24 protein-coding genes are annotated in these 24,648 nt (G+C 66.9%); 6 read left to right on the top strand and 18 right to left on the bottom strand.

The window, feature by feature from the left end; translation table 11 throughout:
* Positions 1–29 precede the first annotated feature (29 nt).
* The 5 genes from K6V06_RS00120 to lgt form a co-directional block, all read right to left on the bottom strand.
* Positions 30–809 (bottom strand): enoyl-CoA hydratase-related protein, encoded by a 780-nt coding sequence (locus K6V06_RS00120; RefSeq protein WP_222239547.1) that lies wholly within the window; start codon positions 807–809, stop codon positions 30–32.
* Positions 810–852: 43 nt separating this feature from the next.
* The gene (locus K6V06_RS00115; protein ID WP_222239546.1) at positions 853–1,836 is read right to left on the bottom strand and encodes a tripartite tricarboxylate transporter substrate binding protein; all 984 of its coding nucleotides are present in this window, start codon (positions 1,834–1,836) and stop codon (positions 853–855) included.
* 165 nt (positions 1,837–2,001) lie between these two features.
* Positions 2,002–3,522, bottom strand: coding sequence for a malonyl-CoA decarboxylase domain-containing protein (locus K6V06_RS00110; RefSeq protein WP_222239545.1), 1,521 nt, complete (start codon positions 3,520–3,522; stop codon positions 2,002–2,004).
* Between the two features lie 56 nt (positions 3,523–3,578).
* On the bottom strand, positions 3,579–4,301 hold the full coding sequence (locus tag K6V06_RS00105; protein ID WP_222239544.1) for a GntR family transcriptional regulator: 723 nt from the start codon (positions 4,299–4,301) through the stop codon (positions 3,579–3,581).
* Positions 4,302–4,561: 260 nt separating this feature from the next.
* On the bottom strand, positions 4,562–5,365 hold the full coding sequence (gene lgt, locus K6V06_RS00100; protein ID WP_222239543.1) for a prolipoprotein diacylglyceryl transferase: 804 nt from the start codon (positions 5,363–5,365) through the stop codon (positions 4,562–4,564).
* Positions 5,366–5,619: 254 nt separating this feature from the next.
* Here lgt and ilvD point away from each other — a divergent pair, with 254 nt between their 5' ends.
* Positions 5,620–7,293 carry a dihydroxy-acid dehydratase gene (gene ilvD, locus K6V06_RS00095; protein WP_222239542.1) on the top strand — a complete coding sequence of 558 codons (1,674 nt, stop codon included), beginning with the start codon at positions 5,620–5,622 and terminating at the stop codon, positions 7,291–7,293.
* Between the two features lie 60 nt (positions 7,294–7,353).
* Here ilvD and K6V06_RS00090 read toward each other — a convergent pair whose 3' ends face one another.
* From K6V06_RS00090 to K6V06_RS00070, 5 genes are all read right to left on the bottom strand, one after another.
* The gene (locus K6V06_RS00090) at positions 7,354–7,641 is read right to left on the bottom strand and encodes a hypothetical protein (RefSeq protein ID WP_222239541.1); all 288 of its coding nucleotides are present in this window, start codon (positions 7,639–7,641) and stop codon (positions 7,354–7,356) included.
* An 84-nt stretch (positions 7,642–7,725) separates the two neighbouring features.
* Positions 7,726–8,154 carry a hypothetical protein gene (locus K6V06_RS00085; protein ID WP_222239540.1) on the bottom strand — a complete coding sequence of 143 codons (429 nt, stop codon included), beginning with the start codon at positions 8,152–8,154 and terminating at the stop codon, positions 7,726–7,728.
* The gene (locus K6V06_RS00080; RefSeq protein ID WP_222239539.1) at positions 8,155–8,976 is read right to left on the bottom strand and encodes an Rpn family recombination-promoting nuclease/putative transposase; all 822 of its coding nucleotides are present in this window, start codon (positions 8,974–8,976) and stop codon (positions 8,155–8,157) included.
* A 133-nt stretch (positions 8,977–9,109) separates the two neighbouring features.
* Positions 9,110–9,544, bottom strand: a complete 435-nt coding sequence (locus K6V06_RS00075; RefSeq protein WP_222239538.1) for a DNA polymerase III subunit chi — start codon at positions 9,542–9,544, stop codon at positions 9,110–9,112.
* A gap of 55 nt (positions 9,545–9,599) precedes the next feature.
* Entirely contained in the window at positions 9,600–11,156 is a 1,557-nt protein-coding gene (locus K6V06_RS00070) for a leucyl aminopeptidase (protein WP_222239537.1), read from the bottom strand.
* A 194-nt stretch (positions 11,157–11,350) separates the two neighbouring features.
* Between K6V06_RS00070 and lptF the strand changes: the two genes are divergently transcribed.
* The 3 genes from lptF to K6V06_RS00055 all read left to right on the top strand — a co-directional run bounded on the left by lptF (position 11,351) and on the right by K6V06_RS00055 (position 14,263).
* On the top strand, positions 11,351–12,472 hold the full coding sequence (gene lptF / locus K6V06_RS00065; RefSeq protein ID WP_222239536.1) for an LPS export ABC transporter permease LptF: 1,122 nt from the start codon (positions 11,351–11,353) through the stop codon (positions 12,470–12,472).
* Positions 12,469–13,617: an LPS export ABC transporter permease LptG gene (lptG, locus tag K6V06_RS00060; protein WP_222239535.1), complete on the top strand. Its 1,149-nt coding sequence runs from the start codon at positions 12,469–12,471 to the stop codon at positions 13,615–13,617. The genes lptF and lptG overlap by 4 nt, the downstream gene beginning before the upstream one ends.
* 211 nt (positions 13,618–13,828) lie before the next feature.
* Positions 13,829–14,263, top strand: a complete 435-nt coding sequence (locus K6V06_RS00055) for a sirohydrochlorin chelatase (RefSeq protein ID WP_222239534.1) — start codon at positions 13,829–13,831, stop codon at positions 14,261–14,263.
* A 24-nt stretch (positions 14,264–14,287) separates the two neighbouring features.
* Here K6V06_RS00055 and tam read toward each other — a convergent pair whose 3' ends face one another.
* The 8 genes from tam to K6V06_RS00015 form a co-directional block, all read right to left on the bottom strand.
* A complete protein-coding gene (gene tam, locus K6V06_RS00050; RefSeq protein WP_222239533.1) occupies positions 14,288–15,064 on the bottom strand; it encodes a trans-aconitate 2-methyltransferase in 777 nt (258 codons plus the stop codon).
* A 95-nt stretch (positions 15,065–15,159) separates the two neighbouring features.
* Positions 15,160–15,921 carry a uroporphyrinogen-III C-methyltransferase gene (gene cobA, locus K6V06_RS00045; RefSeq protein WP_222239532.1) on the bottom strand — a complete coding sequence of 254 codons (762 nt, stop codon included), beginning with the start codon at positions 15,919–15,921 and terminating at the stop codon, positions 15,160–15,162.
* A gap of 35 nt (positions 15,922–15,956) precedes the next feature.
* Positions 15,957–17,261, bottom strand: a complete 1,305-nt coding sequence (locus K6V06_RS00040; RefSeq protein ID WP_222239531.1) for a sulfate adenylyltransferase subunit 1 — start codon at positions 17,259–17,261, stop codon at positions 15,957–15,959.
* Positions 17,262–17,275: 14 nt separating this feature from the next.
* Positions 17,276–18,250 carry a sulfate adenylyltransferase subunit CysD gene (gene cysD, locus K6V06_RS00035; protein WP_222239952.1) on the bottom strand — a complete coding sequence of 325 codons (975 nt, stop codon included), beginning with the start codon at positions 18,248–18,250 and terminating at the stop codon, positions 17,276–17,278.
* Positions 18,251–18,257: 7 nt separating this feature from the next.
* Positions 18,258–19,082, bottom strand: coding sequence for a phosphoadenylyl-sulfate reductase (locus tag K6V06_RS00030; protein WP_222239530.1), 825 nt, complete (start codon positions 19,080–19,082; stop codon positions 18,258–18,260).
* Positions 19,079–19,657 (bottom strand): DUF934 domain-containing protein, encoded by a 579-nt coding sequence (locus K6V06_RS00025; protein ID WP_222239529.1) that lies wholly within the window; start codon positions 19,655–19,657, stop codon positions 19,079–19,081. The genes K6V06_RS00030 and K6V06_RS00025 overlap by 4 nt, the downstream gene beginning before the upstream one ends.
* 22 nt (positions 19,658–19,679) lie before the next feature.
* The gene (locus K6V06_RS00020) at positions 19,680–21,368 is read right to left on the bottom strand and encodes a nitrite/sulfite reductase (RefSeq protein ID WP_222239528.1); all 1,689 of its coding nucleotides are present in this window, start codon (positions 21,366–21,368) and stop codon (positions 19,680–19,682) included.
* Positions 21,369–21,420: 52 nt separating this feature from the next.
* Positions 21,421–22,194, bottom strand: a complete 774-nt coding sequence (locus K6V06_RS00015; RefSeq protein WP_222239527.1) for a sulfite exporter TauE/SafE family protein — start codon at positions 22,192–22,194, stop codon at positions 21,421–21,423.
* Between the two features lie 157 nt (positions 22,195–22,351).
* Here K6V06_RS00015 and K6V06_RS00010 point away from each other — a divergent pair, with 157 nt between their 5' ends.
* Both K6V06_RS00010 and K6V06_RS00005 read left to right on the top strand, forming a co-directional pair.
* The gene (locus K6V06_RS00010; RefSeq protein WP_222239526.1) at positions 22,352–23,293 is read left to right on the top strand and encodes a CysB family HTH-type transcriptional regulator; all 942 of its coding nucleotides are present in this window, start codon (positions 22,352–22,354) and stop codon (positions 23,291–23,293) included.
* A 17-nt stretch (positions 23,294–23,310) separates the two neighbouring features.
* Positions 23,311–24,495 (top strand): class I SAM-dependent methyltransferase, encoded by a 1,185-nt coding sequence (locus K6V06_RS00005; protein WP_222239951.1) that lies wholly within the window; start codon positions 23,311–23,313, stop codon positions 24,493–24,495.
* Positions 24,496–24,648 lie beyond the last annotated feature (153 nt).

The following is a 24,648-nucleotide window of genomic DNA, read 5'->3' as shown; positions in this document are numbered from 1 at the left end:
GGATGGACGGCGCGGGCTGGCCGCCGCCGTCACCCCTTGAAACGCGGCGGTCGTCGCGCAAGAAACGCGCTGACGCCCTCCTGGTGGTCGGCGCTGTCGGCATAGGAGAAATGCGCGCGCAGTTCCTCCTCCGACAGCGGCTCCGGCTCGGGGGTCAGGCGCCGGATGGTGAGCTTGTTGATGCGGGCGGCCAGCGGCGCCCCGGCGACGATGCGACGGGCGGTGGCGAGCGCCTGCGCGGGCAGGTCGGCGGCCGCCACCACGCGCGTCAGCAGGCCTTTGGCCAGCGCCTCCTGGGCGTCGAAGACGCGCCCTTCGAGCAGGATCTCGAGCGTCGCCGCGCGCCCGGCCAGCGCCAGCAGTCCGCGCAGCTCGTCGGGCGCCATCGGAAAGCCCAGCTTGTTGATCGGCACGCCGAAACGGCTGCCCTCCGCGGCGATGCGCAGGTCGCACTGGCAGGCGATCTCCAGCCCGCCGCCGACACAGACGCCCTCGATGGCCGCCACGGTCGGATGCACGCACTGCGCGATCGCCCGCAGGGCGGGCGCCAGCGTCGAGAGATGATAGGCGCGCACCGAATCGAAATCGCCGCGCACCTGCGGAAACTCCGCGATGTCGGCGCCGGCGGCGAAATTGCCGTCGGCCCCGCGCAGCACCACGCAACGCAGGCTGCGGTCGGCCGACAGGCGCTCGAAAGCGCCGGCCAGCGACTGCCACATGGTCACCGAGATGGCGTTCAGCTTGCCGGGATTGGCCAGCGTGACGAAGGCGATCTCGTCCTCCCGTTCGATGGAAACGGTGCCACTCACGGCTTTCCCCCTGCCTGGCTCTCGACGGTTCGACGCATCGCGTTCAGTCCATCTTTGCGCCGGATTGCTGGACCACCTGCGCCCAGCGCTTGATCTCGGCCTCCTGGAACTGCGCGAACTGCTGCTGCGTGAACTGCGGCGTCTCCGAGCCGTTGTTCAGCCAGATCTGCTTCATCTCGGGCGAGTTCAGCGCCTTGGTGACTTCGGCATACAGCTTGTCGGTGATGTCCTTGGGCGTGCCCTTCGGCGCCCACATGGCGTACCAGGTCGAGACTTCGTAGTTGGGCACGCCGGCTTCCGCCGCGGTCGGCACGTTGGGGAACGCCGGCGAGCGCTTCGGCGCAGCCACGGCGAGCGCCTTGATCTTGCCCGAGCGAATGTGTTGCGCCGAGGACCCCAGGCCGTCATAGACGATATCCACCTGACCGGCAATCAGGTCGGAAAGCGCCGGGCCGGCCCCCTTGTAGGGGATATGGGTGATGAAGGTCTTGGTCTGCAGCTTGAACAGCTCGCCGGCCAGATGGTGCGAGGAACCGTTGCCCGCCGAACCGTAGTTCAGCTTGCCGGGGTTCTGCTTCGCATAGGCGATCAGCTCCTGCAGCGTGTTGGCCTGGACCTTCGGATTGACGACCACCACCTGCGGCGGCTGCGCGATGACCGTGATCGGAACGAAGTCCTTCTCGATGTCGTAGTCGAGCTTCTTGTAGAACGACGGCGCGATCACGTGATGGGCGCCGCCGATGAAGATGGTGTAGCCGTCAGGGGCGGCCTTGGACGCGAGGCTGGCGCCGACGGTGCCGCCCGCGCCGCCCCGATTGTCGATCACGAACTGCTTGCCCAGCTGCTTGGAGAGCTGGGCCATCAGCGGACGGGCGAAGGCATCGGTGCCCCCGCCGGCGGGAAACGGCACGATGACGGTGACCGGCTTGGACGGCCAGGGGTCGGCCGCCATGGCCGGTGCCAGCAGGGCCGCGCCTGCCGCGAGCGTGAGAATGCGCGCTGCCAGCAAGAACTGACGACGTACCATGGTGATGTCTCCTTGTATGTATTGTGGTTCGGCTGGAAGCGAAGCCGGGTCCGCCACCCCAGCCTGATGGCGGCCCCTTTCATCAACCTGTCTACCGACCAGCTTTATGCCGCCGCGGCGCCATGGCGCCGGGCGTGTCTTGCAGGATTCCCGCCGCCCGCTTGCTCAGGTCCGCGTCAGCAGCTTGCCAATCGAGCGGCTGATGCGCGGGTTGCCTTCGCCCAGCTTGGCCAGATTGTCGTCGAGCGCCTCGGGCACGTAGACGTAATTGACCATCATGCCGCACGACTGCGCGCGGCCCTTGGGCGACAAATCGGCGCTCCAGTTCAGGCGCTCCACGCAGGCCCCATTGCCCAGGTGAAAGCGCGCCACCGGATCGGCGGGCAGGCCGCCCTTGCGCTCGCGCACCAGGAAGTGGGCGGCGAGCGTCATCGCGGTGTCGCGCACCAGGGGATCGTCGGACCCGGCAGGCAGTGCCGCCAGCCATTCCGCACCCGAGGTCGGCACGGGCGCCGGCTGCGCCGCCCCACCCTGGGCTGCCGTGTCCCTGCCGTCGGTATTGCCCCCGGCCTCGCCAGCGCGCTGCTGCCAGCGCTGCAGGCATTTCGGGCTCAACAGCTTCGCCACGGTATCGCCGTCCTGCTTCTTGAGCCACTCGGCAAAACCCGGGATTGGCGAGAGCGTGGCGAACTGCTTGAGCTTGGGAAACTCGCGCTGCAATTCCTCGATGACCCGCTTGAGCAGGAAGTTGCCGAAGCTGACGCCGCGCAGACCCTGCTGTGTATTGGAAATCGAGTAGAAGATCGCCCATTTGATCCGGCGCAGGTCCTCCTGCGGCGCGGCTTCGTCCAGCAGGCTGTGCACGTCCGCCGCCATCTCGGGGACGAAGGCCACCTCGACGAAGATCAGCGGCTCGCGCGGAATGCGGGGGTGGAAGAACGCGTAGCAGCGGCGGTCCGAATCGAGCCGGTTGCGCAGGTCGGCCCATGAGGCGATCTCATGCACGGCCTCGTAGCGGATCAGCTTCTCCAGCAGCGAGGCCGGTGAATCCCAGGTGATCGGCTGCAGTTCCAGCAGGCCGACATCGAACCAGTTCGACAGCAGCGCTTCCAGGTCTTCGTCGAGTGCGCCCAGGCCGACGATGCGCTTGTTCCAGCGCAGCATGTCGGCACGCAGGTGGATCAGGAAGTGCAAGCCGCAGGCCGTCGCCGGGCCCTTGCCGTGCAGGCCGGAGATGCGCTTGAAGAAACGGATGCGGGCGTTGGACAGCGCGTGGGTCAGGCCCGAACCGGAGGGGGGCGCGGCCCCGGCACTGCCGGACTGGTTGCCGTTGCCGGCGACTTCCGCCAGCACCCCGAGCATCGCCTGCCGGTGCGCTTCGTCGGCGGACTCGTACTCCTCACGCCAGGCCTGCGCCGCGGCATTGGCGGCACTGTCGGTCAGGCGGGCATCGAAGCACTGGCGCAGCTGGTCCTGCTGGCGGCGCAGCACCCGCGTCGGCAACGTCGCCGGCTGCGTCGCGCGCGCCTTGGCGTCGCGCGTGACCTTGGTTTCCGGGGAGCCCCCCTTGCGGCTCCACCAGCGGCCGAACCGGGCCAGCAAGGTATCGCTCGCTTCCCCCGCTGCGGTCTCGTTGACACCCAGCGGGGCGACGAGGGTCTTGTCTCCAGTATCGAATGCGGTCATGTATTACCTGCCGGGCAAGAAAGGTTGCGAAAGAAAGGGAAATAGGACTTCCGAAGCTAGCCGTCCTGCTCCTTGGCCGCGAGGCGCAGCCCGCCACCCCGCCGGTGCTGGGGCGCGGCCGGCGGTTCGGCAGCCGCGGCGTTCAGCGTCTTGAGCGCCATGCGCTGGCGCAGCAGATGCGTCTTCATCATTGCCTCCGCCCCTTCGGGATCGTGCGCCTTGAGCGCGGCGAACACCGACAGATGCTCGGCACAGGACTCGGCGATGCGGCCCGGCAACTGCAGGCTCTTGTGCCGGGACAACCGCAGCACCTTGCGCAGGTCGCCGATCAGGCCGGACAGCCAACGGTTGCCGGCCAGCCGCTGGATGGCTTCGTGGATCTGGTAGTTGGCCTCGTAATAGGCGTCGATGCGCCCTTCGCGGGCATGGCGCGCCAGCTCCTCGTGCAGGCCCTCCAGCGCCTCGAGATCGGCGGCGGTCGCGTGCACCGCGGCCTCATAGGCGCAGCGCCCTTCGAGCAGCGCCATCAGCGGGAAGATCTCGTCCAGGTCCTGCTCGGAGAGCTTGTTGACGAAGCAGCCGCGGTGGGGTTCCAGCCGCACCATGCCTTCGGCGGCCAGCACCTTGAGCGCCTCGCGCAGCGGCGTGCGGGAGATGCCCAGCGTGGTCGCCAGCGCCGCCTCGTCGATCCACGCGCCGGGCTCCAGCAAGCGCTCGTCGATCATCTGGCGCAGCCGGTCGGCAACTTCGAGATACAGGGCCTGGCGGATGATTCGCATGCTGTCTCGGTGGGGTCTGGCGTCGGGCGGCCGCCCAGGGCGGGCGACTGCTGTAATTCATAATTATGGATAACGGACCGCTTTGCAAGGAATTTTCGGCCAAGCGAGGCGCGTGTTTACCCTGCCGAGGCCGTTCGGCTCCGGCACAAGCGAGGTCAGGCTTGGGAACTGGCGGTGCGCGCGGCGGCGGAAAAGCCGCCCCTTGAGCGCACGGGAAGGAGCTTGGGCGGCGCCGGCCGACGCCGCCCGGAACGGCAGGATCAGGCCGCGATCTGCGGCTGGCGGCGGTAGGACCACCACATCAGGGCGGCGCCGGCAAGGATCATCGGCAGGCTCAACCACTGCCCCATCGAGAAGTTGAGCGCCAGCAGGCCCAGGAAGTTGTCCGGCTCGCGCGCGAATTCCGCCAGGAAGCGGAACACGCCGTAGCCGAGCAGGAACGCGCCCGACACCGCGCCCATCGGGCGCGGATGGCGCGAATACAGCCACAACAGCACGAACAGCGCGACCCCTTCGCCGGCGAACTGATAAAGCTGGGACGGATGGCGTGCGATGTTGTCTCCCGCCTGCGGGAAAACCATGCCCCAGGGCACGTCGGTGGGCCGTCCCCACAGTTCGCCGTTGATGAAGTTGCCCAGGCGCCCGGCGGCCAGGCCGCAGGGGATCATCGGGGCGATGAAGTCCGTCACTTCCATCCAGTGCCGCCCGCGCAGACGCGCGAACAGCCACATCGCCACCACCACGCCAAGGAAGCCACCGTGGAAGGCCATGCCGCCCTCCCACACCTTGAAGATCTCGAGCGGGTTGGACAGGTAGAACGACGGCTTGTAGAACAGCACGTAGCCGAGCCGACCGCCCAGGATCACGCCCAGCACGCCGAAGAACAGCATGTCGTCCAGGTCCCGGGCGACCCAGCCCTGACCCGCGATATGCGGCTGTCGCAGGCGAAGCCGGCCGAATCCGAGAAACATCAGGAACCCGGCCAGGTACATCAAGCCGTACCAGCGAATCGCCAGGGGTCCCAGATGGATGGCTACCGGATCGAAGTTCGGATGAATCAGCATGAGTGGTGTGGACCTCTGTCTTGGATTCTTGCAAGAGCGCCGGCACGAGCGCGCGTGGCGCGGATGGTAACCGGTAATGATGTCATGAAAGCGCGCGATGCTGCGCCGGAGAGCCAGTCCGGGCGCCGGATATCGTCGGAATAATATATTTGACACGTGATATTGCAGCCGGCATGCTGGCGTTCACCAAAGCGTGGCGGGCACCCGGCGATGGTGCCGGCGGCGCGACCATGCGCAACATCCCCGGAGACACCATGGCATACAACAGGCGCTCGCAGAACATCACGCAAGGCGTGGCCCGCTCGCCCAATCGCTCGATGTACTACGCCCTCGGCTACCAGAAGGAAGACTTCGACAAGCCGATGGTGGGCATCGCCAACGGGCACTCCACCATCACTCCCTGCAATGCCGGGCTGCAGAAGCTCGCGGACGCGGCCGTGGAGGCCATTCGTGCGGCGGGCGCCAATCCGCAGATCTTCGGCACGCCGACGATTTCCGATGGCATGTCGATGGGCACCGAAGGCATGAAGTACTCGTTGATCTCGCGCGAGGTCATTGCCGACTGCATCGAGACGGCGGCGCAAGGCCAGTGGATGGACGGCGTGGTGGTGATCGGCGGCTGCGACAAGAACATGCCCGGCGGCATGATCGCGCTGGCACGGACCAATGTGCCGGGCATCTACGTCTATGGCGGCACGATCAAGCCCGGCAACTGGAAAGGCAAGGACCTGACCATCGTCTCCTCCTTCGAGGCGGTGGGCGAGTTCACCGCCGGGCGAATGAGCCAGGAAGACTTCGAAGGCGTCGAGCGCAATGCCTGCCCCTCGACCGGGTCCTGCGGTGGCATGTATACGGCCAACACCATGAGCTCGTCCTTCGAGGCGCTGGGCATGGCGCTGCTGTATTCCTCGACGATGGCCAACCCGGACCAGGAGAAGGTCGACAGCGCGGCGGAGTCGGCGGGCGTGCTGGTCGAAGCCATCAAGCGCGACATCAAGCCGCGCGACATCATCAACCGTCGGTCCATCGAGAACGCGGTCAGCCTCATCATGGCGACCGGCGGCTCCACCAACGCGGTGCTGCACTATCTGGCCATCGCGCATGCAGCGGAAGTGGAATGGACCATCGACGACTTCGAGCGCATTCGCCGCAAGGTGCCGGTGATCTGCAACCTCAAGCCGTCGGGCCAATATGTCGCCACCGATCTGCATCGGGCGGGCGGGATTCCGCAGGTGATGAAGATCCTGCTCGATGCCGGTCTGCTGCATGGGGACTGCCTGACCATTACCGGCCGCACCCTGGCGGAGGGACTGGAACACGTTCCCGCCCAGCCGCGCGCCGATCAGGAAGTGATCCTGCCTATCGACAAGGCGCTGTACAAGCAGGGCCATCTCGCCATCCTCAAGGGCAATCTGGCGGAAGAAGGCGCGGTCGCGAAGATCACCGGCCTGAAGCATCCCGTCATCACCGGGCCGGCGCGTGTGTTCGACGACGAGCAGAGCGCGATGGATGCGATCCTCGCCGATCAGATCCGCGCGGGCGACGTGCTGGTGCTGCGCTATCTCGGCCCCAAGGGCGGACCCGGCATGCCGGAAATGCTGGCGCCGACGTCAGCGATCATCGGCAAGGGGCTGGGTGAATCCGTCGGCTTCATCACCGATGGCCGCTTCTCGGGCGGGACCTGGGGAATGGTGGTTGGCCACGTGGCGCCGGAGGCGTTTGTCGGCGGGACCATCGGACTCGTGCAGGAAGGCGACTCGATTACCATCGACGCGCACCAGTTGCTGCTGCAATTGAATGTCAGCGATGAAGAGCTTGCGCGGCGGCGCGCGGCATGGAAGCCGCCCGCGCCGCGTTATCACCGCGGCGTGCTGGCCAAGTTCTCGAAGCTGGCGTCCAGTGCGAGCAAGGGGGCGGTGACGGATTGAGGGGGCGTGCCGCCCGGCGTAGCGGCCAGCCGTCGAGCAGGAAGGTATGGGGTGGCTGGATTACCGGTCCTGCTCGAACACCTCTTCCAATGAGGCGGCGTCGATTGCGTTGTCAGCCCACGATTGCAACTGATCCGGCGTAGCGGACTCGATGCGTCGTACCATCCCGGCCGGCAGAGAACCGAATTTGACGCGAAGCAATGCGCAGAGCGCCTTCGGGAGCTGCTGCTGTAGCGCCTGAACGAGTCGGCTCGCCTCCTCCGCCCTCTCCAGCGCCCGGTCCCTCTCGGCGACCTGCACCGCAGCGTACTCCCTTCCCCAACGTTCGAACCTCGGCGACAGTGCCATTTCTACCTCCATCCGTTCCTGGCGTCTGACGGTAAGACCCCTTGATTTGCGCTCGCTCCACCCGGGCCCGGTCCTTCCCATCCCTCATAACCGGTCTTGCTCGAACACCTCTTCCAATGAGGCGGCGTCGATAGCGTTGTCAGCCCACGATTGCAACTGCCCCGGCGTAGCGGACTCGATGCGTAGCACCATCCCGGCCGGCAGAGAACCGAATTTGACGCGAAGCAAAGCGCAGAGCGCCTTCGCAAGCTGCTCCTGTAGAGACTCTGCCCTCGCCCTTTCCGCCTCTGCTCTCGCCCTTTCCGCCTCTGCCCTCGCCCTTTCCGCCCCTGCCCTCGCCCCTTCCGCCTCTGCCCTCGCCCCTTCCGCCTCTGCCCTCGCCCTTTCCGCCTCTGCCCTCTCCAACGCGCGGTCCCTCTCGGCAATCTGGACCGCCGCGTACTCCCTCCCCCAACGTTCAAACCTTGGTGACAGTGCCATCGTTACCTCCATCAAGTTGTGGACATCGGACAATTAGACTCTGCCTTCGCTTTCCCTGCGGAACAGCGAGACGAGCCAGGCAGACAGGGCCCGGTCCAGGCTCGGGTTATGAGCGGCCAGTTCGCAGGCCAGCTGTGCGGCTGCAGCGAGCTCCTCGGCGGAGCGGCCCTTTTCAAGGCGCATGACCGCCGCCAGCAGATTGCGACGTGAAGCGAGGTCGGCGTCGTCATAGCGCCTCGCGTCGATCAGGACATAGGTCAACCGGGGCTGGTGATCCGCTGCGAACGCGGGGGCTTGCCGGATCAGGCGGTGGATATCCGTCGGCCCGCGCCACGGCCGCGCGCCGTTGTAAAGCACGATAGGCAATACGGGCGGATAGCGCGACGAATGGCCAGACCCGACGCGGCGGCCCAGATCGCGATAGAACAGTCCGACATAGCTGAGCATGCGAGCCGGCATGGTGGGGTCGTAGCGGCTCTGAAATTCCAGCAGCAGGTACAGCGGCGTGTTGCGCCCCTCCACATCGATGCGCCATACGGCGTCACTGCAGCCTTGCCGCAACTGATCCGATATGAAGTTGGACGAGACCGGTTCCAGCGAGTCGAAATCCAGCGCCGCGCGCCCTCCATCGGGCAGGAAGCCGCGGATCAGGTCGGCGACCATCTCTCGAAACGAAAACAGCAGCTTGTAGGACGCGTCGTGCTGGCGGCCGTTGCTACCCGTGTCGTAGGGCAGCAGGTCCTGCGCGCAATGCCAGTCGTTCCAGGCAGGGGGGACGAGGTAAAGTGGGGAATACGGCGGGCTGAAGTACGGCGAGCATCCCCCGCCGGGTACTTCCGCAGTGTCGTAGCGCATGGCATCGTTCGATGAGCTGTGAAGCCCAGACAATGCCAGCCCATTGGCTACGTTCTTGCGGAAACCTGCGCGGAAATCAACATTGTGGACGCCGCTCGATGAGGATAATCGAGGCGCCATTCGATGGCGCGGGCTAGCGCCGCGATTCCGCCCCTGCGGCCAGGTCGTGGTGCGCCAGCGGATAGCCCCGTTCGCGGTATTGCCGATAGCGTTCGCGCCCGGCGGTACGGTCCTGCTCGTCGGCGCCGACGACTTCGATCATGCGCTCGAAGGTGGCAAAGCCGCGCGGCGTGTCGGCGGACAGGTTGATCAGCAGTTCGTGATGCGGCGCCGCCTCGAGCGTCGCGGCGAGCAGGATCGGCGTTTGTCCGGCCTGCGGGCTGTCGACGCCGCAGTGCGGAAGGAAGTCCAGCGCGGAGAAGGTCCACAGCTGCCCGTCCAGCCGCGCCAGCACCTCCGGCTCGGCGTGGACCACCATCTTCTGGCCAGCACCGTAGGCCTTGCGGACCAGTCGGCATACGTAGGCGAGCTTGTCGGGGACGTTGCTGTGGAAGTCGATGCGCGTCATGACAGGGGAGGTTGCGATTGCCCCGGGCAGCGGCATGCTGCCCGGGGCATGGGCATCAGCCAGCCCGATCCATCAGGAACTGGGTCAGCATCGGCACCGGGCGGCCCGTTGCGCCCTTGGCCGCCCCGCTCTTCCAGGCAGTGCCCGCGATATCGAGGTGAGCCCAGTCGTACTTGTCGGTGAAGCGCGCCAGGAAGCAGGCCGCGGTGACGCTGCCCGCCGGGCGGCCGCCGATGTTGGCCATGTCGGCGAAGTTGGACTTCAGCTGCTCCTGGTACTCGTCGTCCAGCGGCATGCGCCAGGCGGTGTCGAGCGACTTGCGTCCGGCCTGCAGCAGCTGGTCGGCGAGCGCGTCGCTGCGCGCATAGAGACCGGTGTTGTGGTGGCCCAGCGCAATGATGCAGGCGCCGGTCAGGGTGGCCACGTCAACCACGGCCGCGGGCTTGAAGCGCTCGGCGTAGGTCAGCGCATCGCACAGGATCAGCCGGCCTTCCGCGTCGGTATTCAGGATCTCGATGGTCTGGCCCGACATGCTGGTGACCACGTCGCCCGGCTTGGTCGCCGTGCCGCTTGGCATGTTCTCGCAGGTCGGGATGATGGCCACGACATTGAGCTTCAGGCCCATCTCGGCCACCGCCTGGATGGTGCCCAGCACCGAGGCGGCCCCGCACATGTCGTACTTCATCTCGTCCATGCCCTCGCCCGGCTTCAGCGAAATGCCACCGGTATCGAAGGTGATGCCCTTGCCCACCAGCACCACCGGTGCCTGGCGCACGCCCGCGCCGTCGTAGCGCAGCACGATGAACTGGGGCGGCTCGGCGGCGCCCTTGGTGACCGCCAGGAAGGCGCCCATCTTCAGCGCCTCGATCTGCTTGCGGCCGAGCACTTCCACCTTCAGCTTGAAGCGGCGGGCGATGCCGCGGGCGGTATCGGCCAGGTACGTCGGCGTGCAGATGTTGGAGGGCAGGTTGCCCAGATCCTTGGTCAACTCGACGCCGTTGGCGATGGCCATGCCGCGCACCACCGCCTGGGCGGCAACCTTGGCCTCTGCGGCGTCCACCGTCAGCACGACCTTGCGCAGGCCGAACGGCTTGTCGGCCGCCTTGGCGCCGTTGCGGCGCAGTTCGGGATGGCGCTCGAGCAGCCGGTAGCCGGCCTCGCGGATCAGCGCGATGGTGGTGATGACCCGCCATTGCACGTCGTGGGCCGCGCCCTGGGCCGGGACCTGCGGCAGCTGCGGCATGGACTGGGCCAGGCACCAGATCACGTTGGCGGCTCGCGTGCCGTTCAGAGCACGCAGAGCCGTACGGGCCGCCTCGGCGAAGGCCTTGTCGCCAAACTCGGCTTCCTTGCCCAGGCCGACCAGCAGCACGCGGGTGGCGCCGATCCCGGCGACCTCGTGCAGCAGCAGGTGCGAGCCGCGCTTGCCTTCGAAATCGCCCAGCTTGACCAGCCGCGTGACAAGGCCCCTGGTTGCGGTATCGAGCGCCTTGGCCACCCCACTCAAGCTCTGGCCTTCGAACATTCCGACCACCAGGCAGTCGGTCCTGCTCGCCAGGAAACCATTCTGGCCAGCTTTGCTCAAATCCAGGGCTTTTGTGCTAAATTCCATCGCGCTTCCTTCCAGGGGCTCGTTTAGGACGAAAGCCTCCATTATCCGCGATTTTGCTTCGCGAACTTCTGGCAGTCACGAGCAGCGACTGGCCGCCGCAGGCCCGCAGGCGCCGACGTTGTCATGTCCGCAGCCCCATCCGAGCTTCCGGCCGCCGCTCGCCGCGCTGACTCGCCGCCTGGAACCGACTTCGCATGATTTTCCAACAAGCCTTGCGTCGCGAGCTCGCCTACACCGCCGGGGCGGTGTTCCTGGTCATGCTGACATTCATGCTGACCTCGCTCGTGATCCGCATTCTCGGCATGGCCGCGACCGGCCGTGCCAGCCCGAACGACGTCCTGATGCTGATCGGCCTGGCCGCGCTCGGCTACCTGTCGATCCTGCTGTGCGCGACGCTGTTCATCTCGACGCTGATCGTGCTGACGCGCTGGTACAAGGACTCCGAGATGGTGGTCTGGTTCTCGGCCGGCCTGTCCCTGCGCGACTTCATCAAGCCGGTGTTGCAGTTCGCCGCGCCCTTCGTGGTGCTGGCGCTGTTCCTGGGCGCCTTCGCCTGGCCCTGGGCCAACCAGCAGAGCGCGCTGTTCCGTGACCGCTTCCAGCAGCGCGGCGTGCTGTCGATGATCGCCGCGGGCCGCTTCATCGAGCCGGCCAATGCCAACTACGTCCTGTTCATCGAGAGCATCGACGGCGACATGCGGCACGCCCGCAACGTCTTCGTGGCCAATTCGGAGGCGGGCGAGATCGGCGTCGCGCTGGCGCACCAGGGTCAGTTCGAGACCATGCCGAACGGCGACCGGCTGGTGGTGATGGAAGACGGCCGTCGCTACGCCGGCACGCCCGGCAAGCTGGACTACCGCATCGTGGAATTCGACCGCTACGCAGTCAAGGTCGACAGCAAGCCGCCCGAGACCGATGCCACGCTGCCGGTCAAGAGCCGGCCGACCATGGAACTGCTGCGCAATCCCACCAACGAGAATCTCGGTGAGCTGATCTGGCGGCTGTCGCTGCCGATCCTCGCCTTCAATTTCGTGCTGATCGCCATCCCGCTCGCCTATGTCAATCCCCGGCTCGGCCGCTATACCCCCCTGGTGTTTGCCGTGCTGATCTACCTGACCTACAGCAACCTGATCAACCTGTCGCAGGCCTGGGTGCGCTCCGGCTCGCTGCCGTTCGCGATGGCATGGTGGCCGTTCCACCTGCTGGCCTTCCTCGGCGCGGTGATGCTGTTCCGCTACCGGCAGAAGTTCGCGCTGGGCGGATGGCGCGCGGTGTTCGGCCTGCGCCGCCGGCTGCGCGCGGGAGAAGCCGCATGAGGGTGCTGCACGTCTACGAGCGCTATTTTGCCCGGCTGATCTATAGCGTCTTCGCCTTCATCCTGTTCGCGGTGCTGGCGCTGTTCGTGTTCTTCGACATGCTCAACGAGCTGGAGAACGTCACTGGCGGCTATACCTCGCTGATCGCCTTCTTCCACGTGGTGCTGCAGGCGCCGACGCGGATCTACGAGGTGCTGCCGATCGCGGCGCTGATCAGCGCGATCTACGTCTTCTCGCAACTGGCAAGCCAGTCCGAGTTCACGATCTTCCGGGTGGCCGGGTTGAATACCCGGCAGGCGCTGTTCTCGCTGTTCAAGCTGGCGGTGCCGCTGGCGATCGCCACCTTCCTGTTCGGCGAGTTCATCGGGCCGCAGACCGAGCAGTATGCGCAGAAGGTCAAGCTCGACTCGCTCGGCGCCACGGTGTCGTCCGGGTTCCGCTCGGGCGTCTGGGTCAAGGACCGCGCCCGCGATGCCAACGGCGGCGAGCTGACGCGCTTTGTCAACGTCGCCGGGCTGCGGCCGGACCAGTCGATCAACGGCATCACCATCTACGAGTTCGACAGCGACTATCGGCTCAGCGTGATTCGCGTAGCGGAGGAAGGTCACTACGAGGGCAACCAGTCGTGGCAGCTGTCGAAGGTGACGGAGACTCGCTTCGCCGAAGCCGCCAATGCAGGAGGCAACCGCGACCCCCTGGCGGCGGCGTTTCGCGCCACGCGCGAGTCGTTCGGCAACATGCGAATGGTGTCGGAGCTGACGCCGCAGATCCTCTCGGTCCTGCTCGTCACGCCGGAACGCATGTCCACGCTGGACCTGTTCCGCTATATCCGCCACCTGCGCGACAACAAGCAGGATACGCAGCGCTACGAGATCGCCTTCTGGAAGAAGGTGGTCTACCCGCTGACCCTGTTCGTGATGGTGGCGCTGGCGCTGCCCTTCGCCTACCTGCATGCGCGTGCCGGGGCGGTCGGCGTCAAGGTGTTCGGCGGCATCATGCTGGGGCTGTCGTTCCACCTGTCCAACACGCTGTTCTCGCATGTGGGGCTGCTGCATACGTGGCCGCCGATCGTGTCGGCGCTGCTGCCGGGCACGCTGTATCTGCTGGTGGCGCTGACGGCGCTGCGCTGGGTGGACCGGCACTAGAGACTCCCGGCGGCCCTCTCCCCCGCCCCTCTCCCGCAAGCGGGAGAGGGGAGAAAACCGGCAGATTGTGCAGCATCACTGTTCTGCTCCCCTCGCCAGCTTGCGGGAGAGGAACGAGAACCGGCAGTCGATCCAGCGCCGCTGGTTTGCTCCCCTCGCCCGCTTGCGGGAGAGGGGCCGGGGGAGAGGGCAGCATACCAAGGGAAACCGCATGACGATCTCCAGCGCCATCCACACCAGCCAGGCAGGCGGCAAGCCGCCAGCCCGCGCACTCGTCCTGTTCGCCCACGGGGCCCGGGACGTGCGCTGGCGCGAGCCGTTCGATCGCCTGCAAGCCCGTCTGGCCGCATCCCTGCCCGGTCATGCCGTACGCCTGGCCTTTCTCGAACTGATGACACCTGCCCTGCCCGACGTGCTGCGCGAGCTCGCCGGCGAAGGCGTGCGCGACATGCTGGTGGTGCCGGTGTTCTTCGGTCAGGGCGGTCATCTGCGCCGCGATCTGCCGGCACTGCTGGACGAGTGCCGGGCCGCGCTTCCCGATGTGCGAATTGCCTGTGCCCAGGCCGTGGGCGAAGCCGACAGCGTGCTGGACGCGATCGCCGCCTATTGCAGCGCCGAACTTCTCCTTGCCTCGCCGGCCCGCTGAAATGACGGTGGGCGTGCCGGCTTGTCAGCGCGTCGCCACGATGAACAGTCTCGGGAACGGCAACAGCAACGTGCCGTCCGCGCGAATTGGGTAGGCCATCGCCAGCGCATCGGTATAGCGGGCCAGAAAGCCCGCCTGTTGCGCCTCGTCCAGCCGCTGCAGGAATGGCCGCAGCCCCGACCCCTTGAACCACTCGACCGCGGCAGGGGCGCCAGCCAGCGGATGATGATAGACGGTACGCCAGATATCGACCCGCCTGCATAGCGGGCGGAGCAGGTCGTAATACCAGCCCGCGGGCGGCAGCACCGTGCGCGCCTGCACCGCATCGGCCAGCGCCGCGGCCCACTCGCCCTGTGCGGCGACGGTGCGCATCAGCCGGTGTGCCGGCTCCTCCAGGTTGTCCGGCATCTGGATGGCAAGCGTGCCGCCCTCCTCCAGGCTCGCAGCGAGTGCGGGCATCAGGCGCTCGTGTTCGGGCACCCACTGCAGCGAGGCATTGGCAAGCAACAGATCGAAGGCGTGGGGCGGCTGCCAGGCGGCAATGTCGGCGAGATCGAAGCGGACCTGGGGCAAGCGCTGCCGGGCAGCGGCGATCATGTCTGGCGAGTTGTCGATGCCGACGAGGTCGGCACCAGGGAAACGGGCGGCGAGCAGTTCCGTGGAGTTGCCGGGACCGCAGCCGAGATCGGCCACGCGCGCGACGCGGTCCGCCGGCGGCTCGGGCACGGCCGCGAGCAGGTCACGCACCGGGCGGGTGCGTTCGTCCTCGAACTGGAGGTATTGGCTGGGGGACCAGGACATGGCTCGACTCCGGCAACGGCTGCTAGCAACCTTATACCGGAAATGGCCGGTCTTGCAGGGAGCACGCCGGGGAAATGTCCCCGGCCCGGCCAGGATCAGGCGGCGCGGGACTCGCGGGCGGCGTCCAGTCCCTCTGGCGCAGCCTCGCAGGCGCGCATGCCCAGCGCCTCGCCAATCATCAGCAGGCTGGGATGCTCGGGATCGATCCAGGCGGCCGCTTCGCCGGCGGCCATCTGCCGCAGCGTGAACTGGCGGCTGCGCTGATGCGGGGTCGATGCGGCCTCGACCACCCATGCCGGCGTGGCCGGCGAGCGGCCCTGCCCGATCAGGCGCGCGGCGATGGCGGCGGCCTGGTCGCGGCCCATGTAGTAGACCAGCGTGTCGGCACTGGCGTCCAGCTGGGCGTCCTCGGTGTCCGGCGCCTTGGCCTGCGTGGCAAAGGCGACGCTGCGGGCGATGCCCCGGCGCGTCAGCGGCCGGGCGATGGCCGATGCGGCGGCCAGCGCGGCGGTGATGCCGGGCACAATCTCGTACTCGATCCCGGCTTCCTCCAGCGCCTGCAGCTCTTCGTCGGCGCGCCCGAACAGCATCGGATCACCGCCCTTCAGGCGCACCACGCGCTCATGCTTGCCGGCGAGATCGACGATCTGCCGGTTGATGAAGCGCTGCGCGGTCGAGCGCTTGCCGCAGCGCTTGCCGACCTCGATCAACTGCGCCTGCGGACACCACTGCAGCATCTCGGGCGAAACCAGCGCGTCGTGCAGCACCACCTGGGCCTCGCCCAGAATCCGTGCACCGCGCACCGTAATGAGGTCTGCGGCGCCGGGACCGGCGCCGATCAGGTAGACCTTGCCCATTTGCTGCTCCTCGTGTCGTCCGTCAGGTTCGTGCTTCAGGAATATGCACGGATCATGCCCGCGGCCACGGTGTGATTCGTGGTCTCGTCGATCAGCACGAAGGCGCCGGTGGCCGGGTTGGCGCTGTAGGTGTCGCACACCACCGGCTTTTGCAGCGTGATCTGCACGGAGCCGATATCGTTCAGGCCGATGTCGTGACGGCCGGTTTCGTGCGACAGCGTATGCACGTCGAGCACGCGCTCCACCGCGGACACCCGCGCGAACACGCTGGCCGTGGTGTGCTTGAGCACGTATTTGCGCGCCGGGTTCAGCGCGGCGTCATCGAACCAGCACAGGTCCGCCTGCAGCTTGCGGGCGGCATTGGGCTCGCTCTCCGCGGCGACGAACATATCGCCGCGCGACACGTCCACATCTTCGCTCAGGCGCACCGTGACGGTTTCTCCGGCAGCGGCCGACTCGGCGGCGCCGTTGGGCGTCAGCACTTCGGCCACCTCCGCTTCGCGGTTGGCGGGCAGCACGCGCACCCTCTGGCCGATTCGCACGGTGCCCGCCTCGACGCGTCCCGCGTAGCCGCGGAAGTCGTCGGCCTGCGCGCCGTCCTGGCGGATCACCAGCTGTACCGGGAAACGCAGGGCCGTCTCGTCGCGCGATGCGCTGTCTTCGACCGTGAGGTCTTCCAGCAGCTGCAGCAGCGGCTCGCCCTGGTACCACGGCATCGCCTCGCTGGCGTGCACGATGTTGTCGCCCCGCAGCGCGGAGACCGGTACGTAGCGCACGTCGCGCAGGCCGAGCTGGCTGGCCAGTTCGCCATAGGCGGCGCGAATCTCGTCGAAGCGCTGCTCGCTGTAGTCGACCAGGTCCATCTTGTTGACCGCGACGATCACGTGCTGCAGTTCCAGCAGACGCACGATCGCGGAGTGGCGCTTGGTCTGCGCCAGCAGCTGCGCGCGGCCGTTCTCGACCGTGACGCGCGTCGCGTCGATCAGCACGATGGCCGCATGCGCCGTGGAGGCGCCGGTCACCATGTTGCGGGTGTACTGCTCATGGCCGGGGGTATCCGCGATGATGAACTTGCGGCGCGCGGTCGAGAAATAGCGATACGCAACGTCGATGGTGATGCCCTGCTCGCGCTCGGCTTCGAGGCCGTCGGTCAGCAGCGAGAAATCGATCTGTTCGCCAGCGGTGCGCTTGTTGCGCGCGTTGGCGAGGGCGCTGAGCTGATCCGACAGCACCGCCTTGCTGTCGAACAGCAGGCGGCCGATCAGCGTGCTCTTGCCGTCGTCCACCGAGCCGGCGGTAATGAAGCGGAGAAGCCCCTGGGGGGTGGCCTGGTTCGTCATGATGCAAATCCTGTTCAGAAGTAGCCTTCCTTCTTGCGGCGTTCCATCGACGCCTCGCTGGTCTGGTCGTCCATCCGCGTGGCGCCGCGCTCGGTGATTTCCGTCACCGCGGTTTCCGCGATGATGTCGATGGGCGTTGCCGCCGTGCTGGCCACCGGGCAGGTGCAGCTGATGTCGCCAACGGTCCGGAAGCGGACCGACAGCACTTCGCTCTGGTCGCCGTCCTGCTTGGGCGTGATCGGCGTGACCGGCACCAGCAGACCGTTGCGCCGCACCACCTCGCGCTGATGCGCGTAATAGATCGGCGGCAGCGCCAGGTTCTCGCGCGCGATGTACTGCCACACGTCCAGCTCGGTCCAGTTGGAAATCGGGAACACCCGCATCTGCTCACCCGCGGCCATGCGCGCGTTGTACAGGCTCCACAGCTCGGGGCGCTGGGCCTTCGGATCCCATTGGCCAAACTCGTCCCGGAACGAGAAGATCCGCTCCTTGGCGCGCGCCTTCTCCTCGTCGCGGCGGGCGCCGCCCATCAGAGCGTCATACTGGTGCGCCTCGATGGTTTCCAGCAGCGTGACCGCCTGCGCGGCGTTGCGTGAGTCGGTTTCCTTGCGCAGGCGCACCGTGCCGCGCTTGATCGAGTCCTCGACGTGGCCGACCACCAGCCGCGCGCCGATTTCCGCCACGCGCTGGTCGCGGAAGGCGATCACTTCCGGATAGTTGTGGCCCGTGTCGATATGCACCAGCGGAAACGGCAGCTCGATCTTGCGCTCACCCAGGCGGAACGCCTTGAGCGCGAGATGCAGCATCACGATGGAATCCTTGCCGCCGGAGAACAGCAGCGCCGGATTGCGGCATTCGGCCACCACCTCGCGGATGATGTAGATCGACTCGGCCTCGAGCCGGTCCAGATGGTCGTTCTGTACCGTGGTCAGGTGGGCGACATCGCGTGCTTGCGCCGCGTTCGCCTGAAGTTCGTTCATGATGCCCATCTTGGCCTCAATGCTTGATGTTCTGTTCATGCAGGCCGCACTCCTTGGAGTCGCGGCTTTCCCACCACCAGCGTCCCGCGCGCAGATCCTCGCCCGCGCGCACGGCACGGGTACAGGGCTCGCAGCCGATGCTGGGATAGCCCTTGGCGTGCAGCGCGTTCACCGGCACCGCGTGGCGCCGCAGGTAGGCCCAGACTTCGGCCTCGGTCCAGTCCGCCAGCGGATTGAACTTGGGGATGCCGCGCGCCTCGTCCTGTTCCTCGAACGGCAGCTCGGTGCGCGTGACGGCCTGCTCGCGGCGCTGGCCGGTCAGCCAGGCATCGGCATGCGACAGCGCCCGGTTCAGTGGCTCGACCTTGCGGATGCCGCAGCACTGCTTGCGCATCTCGACGCCGTCGTAGAAGGCGTTCAGCCCGTGGCGCTCGACATAGGCGGCAACCGCATCCGGGTCCGGCGTGAAGCGCTCGATGTCATAGCCATAGCGCGCCTTCACCTCGTCCAGCATCGCCAGCGTCTCGGCGTGCAGCCGACCCGTTTCCAGCGTGAAGACGCGGATGCCCGAGCGCACGGCTTCGGGCCCACGCAGGATCGCGTCGGTAATCACCATGTCTTCGGCCGCCAGGCTGGAGGCGAAGCGCGCCCGGTAGAATCGCGCCGCGATCTCGGCAAGGCGCGCGTTCAGCTCGCGCTCCTTGCGATCCAGCTCGGCTTCGCTGCCGTCATACGCAGGCGGCGTCCACAGCGACGGGCGCAGTACCGATACCGGGGCCGCGGCTTCGCCCGCACCCTCGGCCAGCGGCACGACGGGAATCGCCACAGGAATCGCGCTCATGCCGTTTCCTTCTGCGCGGTACGGGCCCGGCGGAACAGCGGCAGCGGCTCGTCGACCGCTGCCTGGTAGGCCACGGTGAATTCGCTGAAGCCCTTGATCGCGTCCTCGATGTTCTTGTCCGCGCGCACGGCGAATGCATCGAAGCCGCAGCGCTTCATGAAGTTCAGCTGGTCACGCAGCACGTCGCCGATGGCGCGCAGCTCGCCCTTCCAGCCGTAGCGGCTGCGCAGCAGGTAAGCCGTCGAAAAGCCGCGGCCGTCGCGGAATACCGGGAAGTCCACCGCGAGCACCGCGATGCGGCCGAACTCGCTCTCGGCGTCCGCGGGCTCATCGTCCGGCGCGAGCCAGATGCCGGTAGTTTCCACGGCGCGGTTGGCCAGCAGGCCGTCGCGGTGTGCCTTCCACACGGCCAACGGGAACAGTACGGATGCGTCGCCGGCAGCGGCGGCCGCGATCTGCTCATCGGTCGGGGCAGCACCCTCTTCCCCACGCAGCACGGTCCATGCGTCCTCGACGATGGCCGGCACGGTGGCCTTGCCGTCGGCGCCGGCTTGCAGCTTGATGATCTTTGCCATTTGCATTCTCTCCGCGGGTTCCTTACGCCTCGGCGCGTTCGCGCCGGTCGTTGCGCTTGTCGGCGTAGACGCGTTCCTTGAACGGCGCGATGCCGATTCGCGTCAGCGTCTCGATGAAACGCTCGTCCTCGATGCGGTGCTCGACGAAGGTCTCGATAATGCGGCTGACCACGTCGGGCATTTCCTCGGCCTTGAACGAGGGCCCGATCACCTTGCCCAGCGCGGTCTGGTTGCCCTGGGCGCCGCCGAGCGTGACCTGGTACCACTCCTCGCCATCCTTGTCGACGCCCAGCACGCCGATATTGCCGACGTGGTGGTGGCCGCAGGCGTTGATGCAGCCCGAGATGTTCAGCGAGATCTCGCCCAGGTCATGGACGAAGTCCAGATCCTCGAAGCGCTGCTGAATGGCCTGCGCGATCGGGATCGACTTCGCGTTGGCCAGCGAGCAGAAGTCGCCGCCCGGGCAGGCGATGATGTCGGTCAGCAGGCCGATGTTGGCGGTGGCAAGGCCCGCATCGCGCGCGAGCTGCCACAGGGTGTACACGTCGCGCTTGCGCACGTCCGGCAGCACCAGGTTCTGCTCGTGCGCGACGCGCAGTTCGCCGTAGCCGAAACGGTCGGCCCAGTCGGCCACCAGCTCCATCTGCTCGGCGGTGACATCGCCCGGAGGCGCGGCGATGCCGGGCTTGGTCGACAGCGTGACCGCGGCGTAGCCGGGCGCCTTGTGACCATGCACGCTGCGGCGCACCCAGCGGGCAAACGCCTTGTCTTCCAGCAGGTGCTTTTCAAAGCTGGCGTCGGTGTCAGGCAGCTTGTCGTAGGCGGGCGGCGCGAACTGGGCGGCAACGCGGTCGAACTCGGCCTGCGTCAGCGTGGCCGGACCATCCTTGCTGTGCTGCCATTCGGCCTCGACTTCCTCGGCAAACTTCTCCACGCCGAGTGCCTTGACCAGGATCTTGATGCGCGCCTTGTACTTGTTGTCGCGGCGGCCATAGCGGTTGTAGACCCGGATCGCCGATTCGATATAGGTCAGCATGTGCTGCCACGGCAGGTCGTCCTTGATGATCGAGCCGAGAATCGGCGTGCGGCCCAGGCCGCCACCGGCGAGGATGCGCAGGCGCAGCTCGCCTTGCGCATTGCGATAGGCATAGACGCCGATGTCGTGCATCTGGACCACCGCACGGTCGTCCGCGGAAGCGGAAATGGCGATCTTGAACTTGCGCGGCAGGAAGGCGAACTCCGGCTGGAAGGTGCTCCACTGGCGCAGCAGTTCGGCCAGCGGGCGCGGATCCACCGCCTCGTCCGGCGCGACGCCGGCGAAGTGGTCGGTAGTGATATTGCGCACGCAGTTGCCCGAGGTCTGGATCGCATGCATCTGCACCGAGGCCAGGTCGGCCAGCGCATCGGGCACGCGCTCCAGCTCCATCCAGTTGTACTGGATGTTCTGCCGCGTGGAGAAGTGACCGTAGCCACGGTCGTAGTCACGCGCCAGATGCGCCAGCATGCGCAGCTGCCGCGATGCCAGCAGGCCATAGGGAATCGCCACGCGCAACATATAGGCGTGGCGTTGCAGATAGAGGCCGTTCTGCAGGCGCAGCGGCAGGAACTCTTCCTCGGTCAGTTCGCCCGACAGGCGGCGGCGCACCTGGTCACGAAACTGGGCCACGCGCTCTTCGACGATGCGCTGGTCATATTGGTCGTACTGATACATGGTGTGAGGTCCGTTCAGTATGCGTTGGATGCGTTGTTGTTCGTGCCCGCGCTCAGGAAACCAGCTTGATCGCCACCAGCGTCAGCGTGGTGGCAAGCGCGCCGCGCACCAGCCGCTCGGGCAGCGCGCGCGAGAGCTGCGTGCCAAGCCAGATGCCGGGGATGGAGCCGACCAGCAGGGCCAGCAGCAGGTTCCAGTCGACGGTGCCCAGCCAGACGTGGCCCAGGCCCGCCAGCGCGGTCAGGGGCACCGCGTAGGCGATATCGGTGCCGGCGACCTGCGCCGGCTTCATGTTCGGGTACAGCAGCAGGATCAGCGTCGCGCCGACGGCGCCAGCACCGATCGACGACACGGTGACCAGCACGCCGATCACCGCGCCAACCAGGACGGTGGCAATCGCCTGACGGCGGCCTTCCAGCTGAAAACGGGGATTGCGGGCCAGCCACTCCAGCAACTGGCGGCGGAACAGCAGCGACAGCACCGTCAGGATCACCGACACGCCGATCGACACGCGAATGGCATGCAACCATCCCGCGTCGAGCTCGCCGGCGCTCTTGAGCACGAGAATGGTGATCAGCGCGGTGGGCAGGCTGCCCAGGCACAGGCGCCGCACGACATGCCACTGCACATGGCCGTGAGCGCGGTGGGCAAGGGTGCCGAAACTCTTGGTGATGGCCGCAAAGGCCAGGTCGGTGCCGACCGCGGTCGCCGGCGAAAAGCCGAACAGCAGCGTCAGCAGCGGCGTCATCAGCGAGCCCCCGCCCACGCCGGTCAGACCGACGAGGACGCCTACCAGCAGACCGGAAACGGTAAAGGCCAGGGACATGGGGGCGCACCGAGTGGCGTCCCCTTCACGTGCGGCGCCGGGAGCTACGTTGGGCGCACGGGGACTAGCCGTTCATTAACAAAGTCCGCAAATCGTAATAAACTGGCCTCATATCTCAAACTAATAAGAAGTTGTTTGTTTATACGGACGCGGATATATGAACCTCCACCAATTTCGCTTCGTACGCGAGGCCGTCCGACAGAATTTCAACCTTACCGAGGCCGCGAAAGCGCTATATACGTCACAACCGGGCGTATCGAAGGCGATTATCGAGCTGGAAGAGGAGCTGGGCGTCGACATCTTCACGCGCCACGGCAAGCGGATTCGCAGCCTGACCGAGCCCGGCCGCCGAATCCTCGTCTCGGTAGAGAAGATCCTGCAGGAGGTCGAGAGCCTGAAGCGGGTCGGCAAGGACTACGCCGCACAGGACCAGGGCAACTTCACCATTGCCACCACCCATACGCAGGCGCGCTACGCCCTCCCCCGCGTGATTGGCGAGTTCACCAAGCGCTACCCGAAGGTCCGCCTGTCGATTCAGCAGGGCAATCCCGCGCAGATTGCCGACATGGTGCTGCACGACCAGGCTGACATTGCCATTGCGACCGAAGGCGTCTCCCGCGACAAGAATCTGGTCTCCCTGCCCGGTTATCAGTGGCAGCACACCGTGGTGACGCCGCCCGACCATCCGCTGCTGGAAAAGGCGCACATCTCGCTGGAAGACCTGATGGGCTATCCCATCATCACCTACGACCCGAACTTCGCCGGTCGCCCGAAGATCGACAAGGCGTTCGAGCTGCGCCAGCTCAAGCCGGACATCGTGCTCGAAGCGATCGACGCGGACGTCATCAAGACCTATGTCGAGATCGGCCTGGGCATCGGCATCGTCGCCGGGGTCGCCTTCGATCCGGAGCGGGACCGCGGCCTGCGCGGCATCCCGGTCGGCCACCTGTTCGGCACCAATGTGACGCATCTGGCCGTCAAGCAGGGCGCCTATCTGCGCAGCTTCGTTTATACCTTTATCGAGCTGTTTTCGCCGACGCTGAACCGCAAGCTCGTCGAGCAGGCGATGTCCGGCGACCACGAGGCCTACGAACTGTGACCCAAGCCGTGACGCAAATGAACCAGGACCGGCCCGCCGACGACGCCCAGCCGATGCTGCACTGGGAAGAAGACGGGCAGACGCACCACGCCCGCTGGCGTTCGGAGGCCAATATGCCGCCGCCTCGGCGCGTGGTCATCGCCGACGACCGTACCGATGCCGACACCGCCTACCGGCTGGCATGCGAGGGAACGGCCCTCCTCTGGCGCGGCGATTATCACAATGCGCGGCAATTGCTACAGGCCATGGCCCGCCGCACCGAGCGCAAGCCGCGGCGTGCCCAGCGGCAGGCGAAGTCGGCCGCGCCCCCCGCCTCGCCCGCACAGGCCTTCCACCTGCACAGGCAGGCGCAGGCGCAACGTGCCCGCACGCTGGCCATGCTGTTGCTGCCGTTCGACGCCGACCACACGGTACCGCTGCGGCGGGCGCCGGACGTGCGGGAGGCCTGCGCCGAGGCCTATGGCGCAGCCGACCAGCCCTATGTCGCGTCGATGCGCGAGCTGCTCGGGCTGATCGGTGCACATGAATGGCGCAAGAAGGGCGTACCCGTGCCGGCGCTCGGGGAGCGGATCCATCCCTGGTATGGCGTGTTTTCGCCGGTGCGCGGCGAGTACGTCGATCTGATCGCCCAGGCGCCGCTGCCCAGGGCAATGACAGCGCGGTCTCTCGCCTTCGACATCGGCACCGGCACCGGCGTGATTGCCGCGATGCTCGCTCGTCGGGGCGTCAAGCGGGTCGTCGCGACGGACCAGGACCCGCGGGCGCTGGGCTGCGCCGGCGAGAACATCGCCAGACTGGGGCTGGCAGGACAAGTCGAGATCGTGCGGGCCGACCTGTTTCCCGAGGGACAGGCGCCGCTGATCGTCTGCAATCCGCCCTGGGTCCCGGCGCGCGCCAACGCGCCCATCGAGCATGCCATCTACGATCCGGACAGCCGCATGCTGCGCGGTTTCCTGTCCGGTCTGGCCGGTCATCTGGACGAGGGTGGCGAAGGCTGGCTGATCCTGTCCGACCTTGCCGAGCATTTGCAGCTGCGCACGCGAGAGGCGCTGATGGAATGGATCGACGGCGCGGGACTGGCCGTGCTGGGGCGCATCGACATCAAGCCGCGGCATTCGCGTGCCAGCGATGCCGAAGACCCGCTGCATGCGGCGCGCGCGGCGGAGACGACTTCGCTCTGGCGGCTGGGGCGCAAGGGCTGATCGGCAAGTCGACCGCTTCGGTCGGCTGCCCTTGTATCTTAATGGTTGGGATTTGGACCGGCTCAGTAGCCCGACTGCCCTCTGGGACCTCAAGCCCGTGGGAGAGCGCTGGGATCTGGGTCGGACCGTTCTTTCTTGCAACCCGTACGGTTG

Source organism: Cupriavidus sp. AU9028 (genome assembly GCF_019795295.1).
Taxonomy (GTDB): Bacteria; Pseudomonadota; Gammaproteobacteria; order Burkholderiales; family Burkholderiaceae; genus Cupriavidus.
The sequence above is the reverse complement of the archived record's forward strand: the minus strand, read 5'-3'. Positions and strand labels throughout refer to the sequence as shown.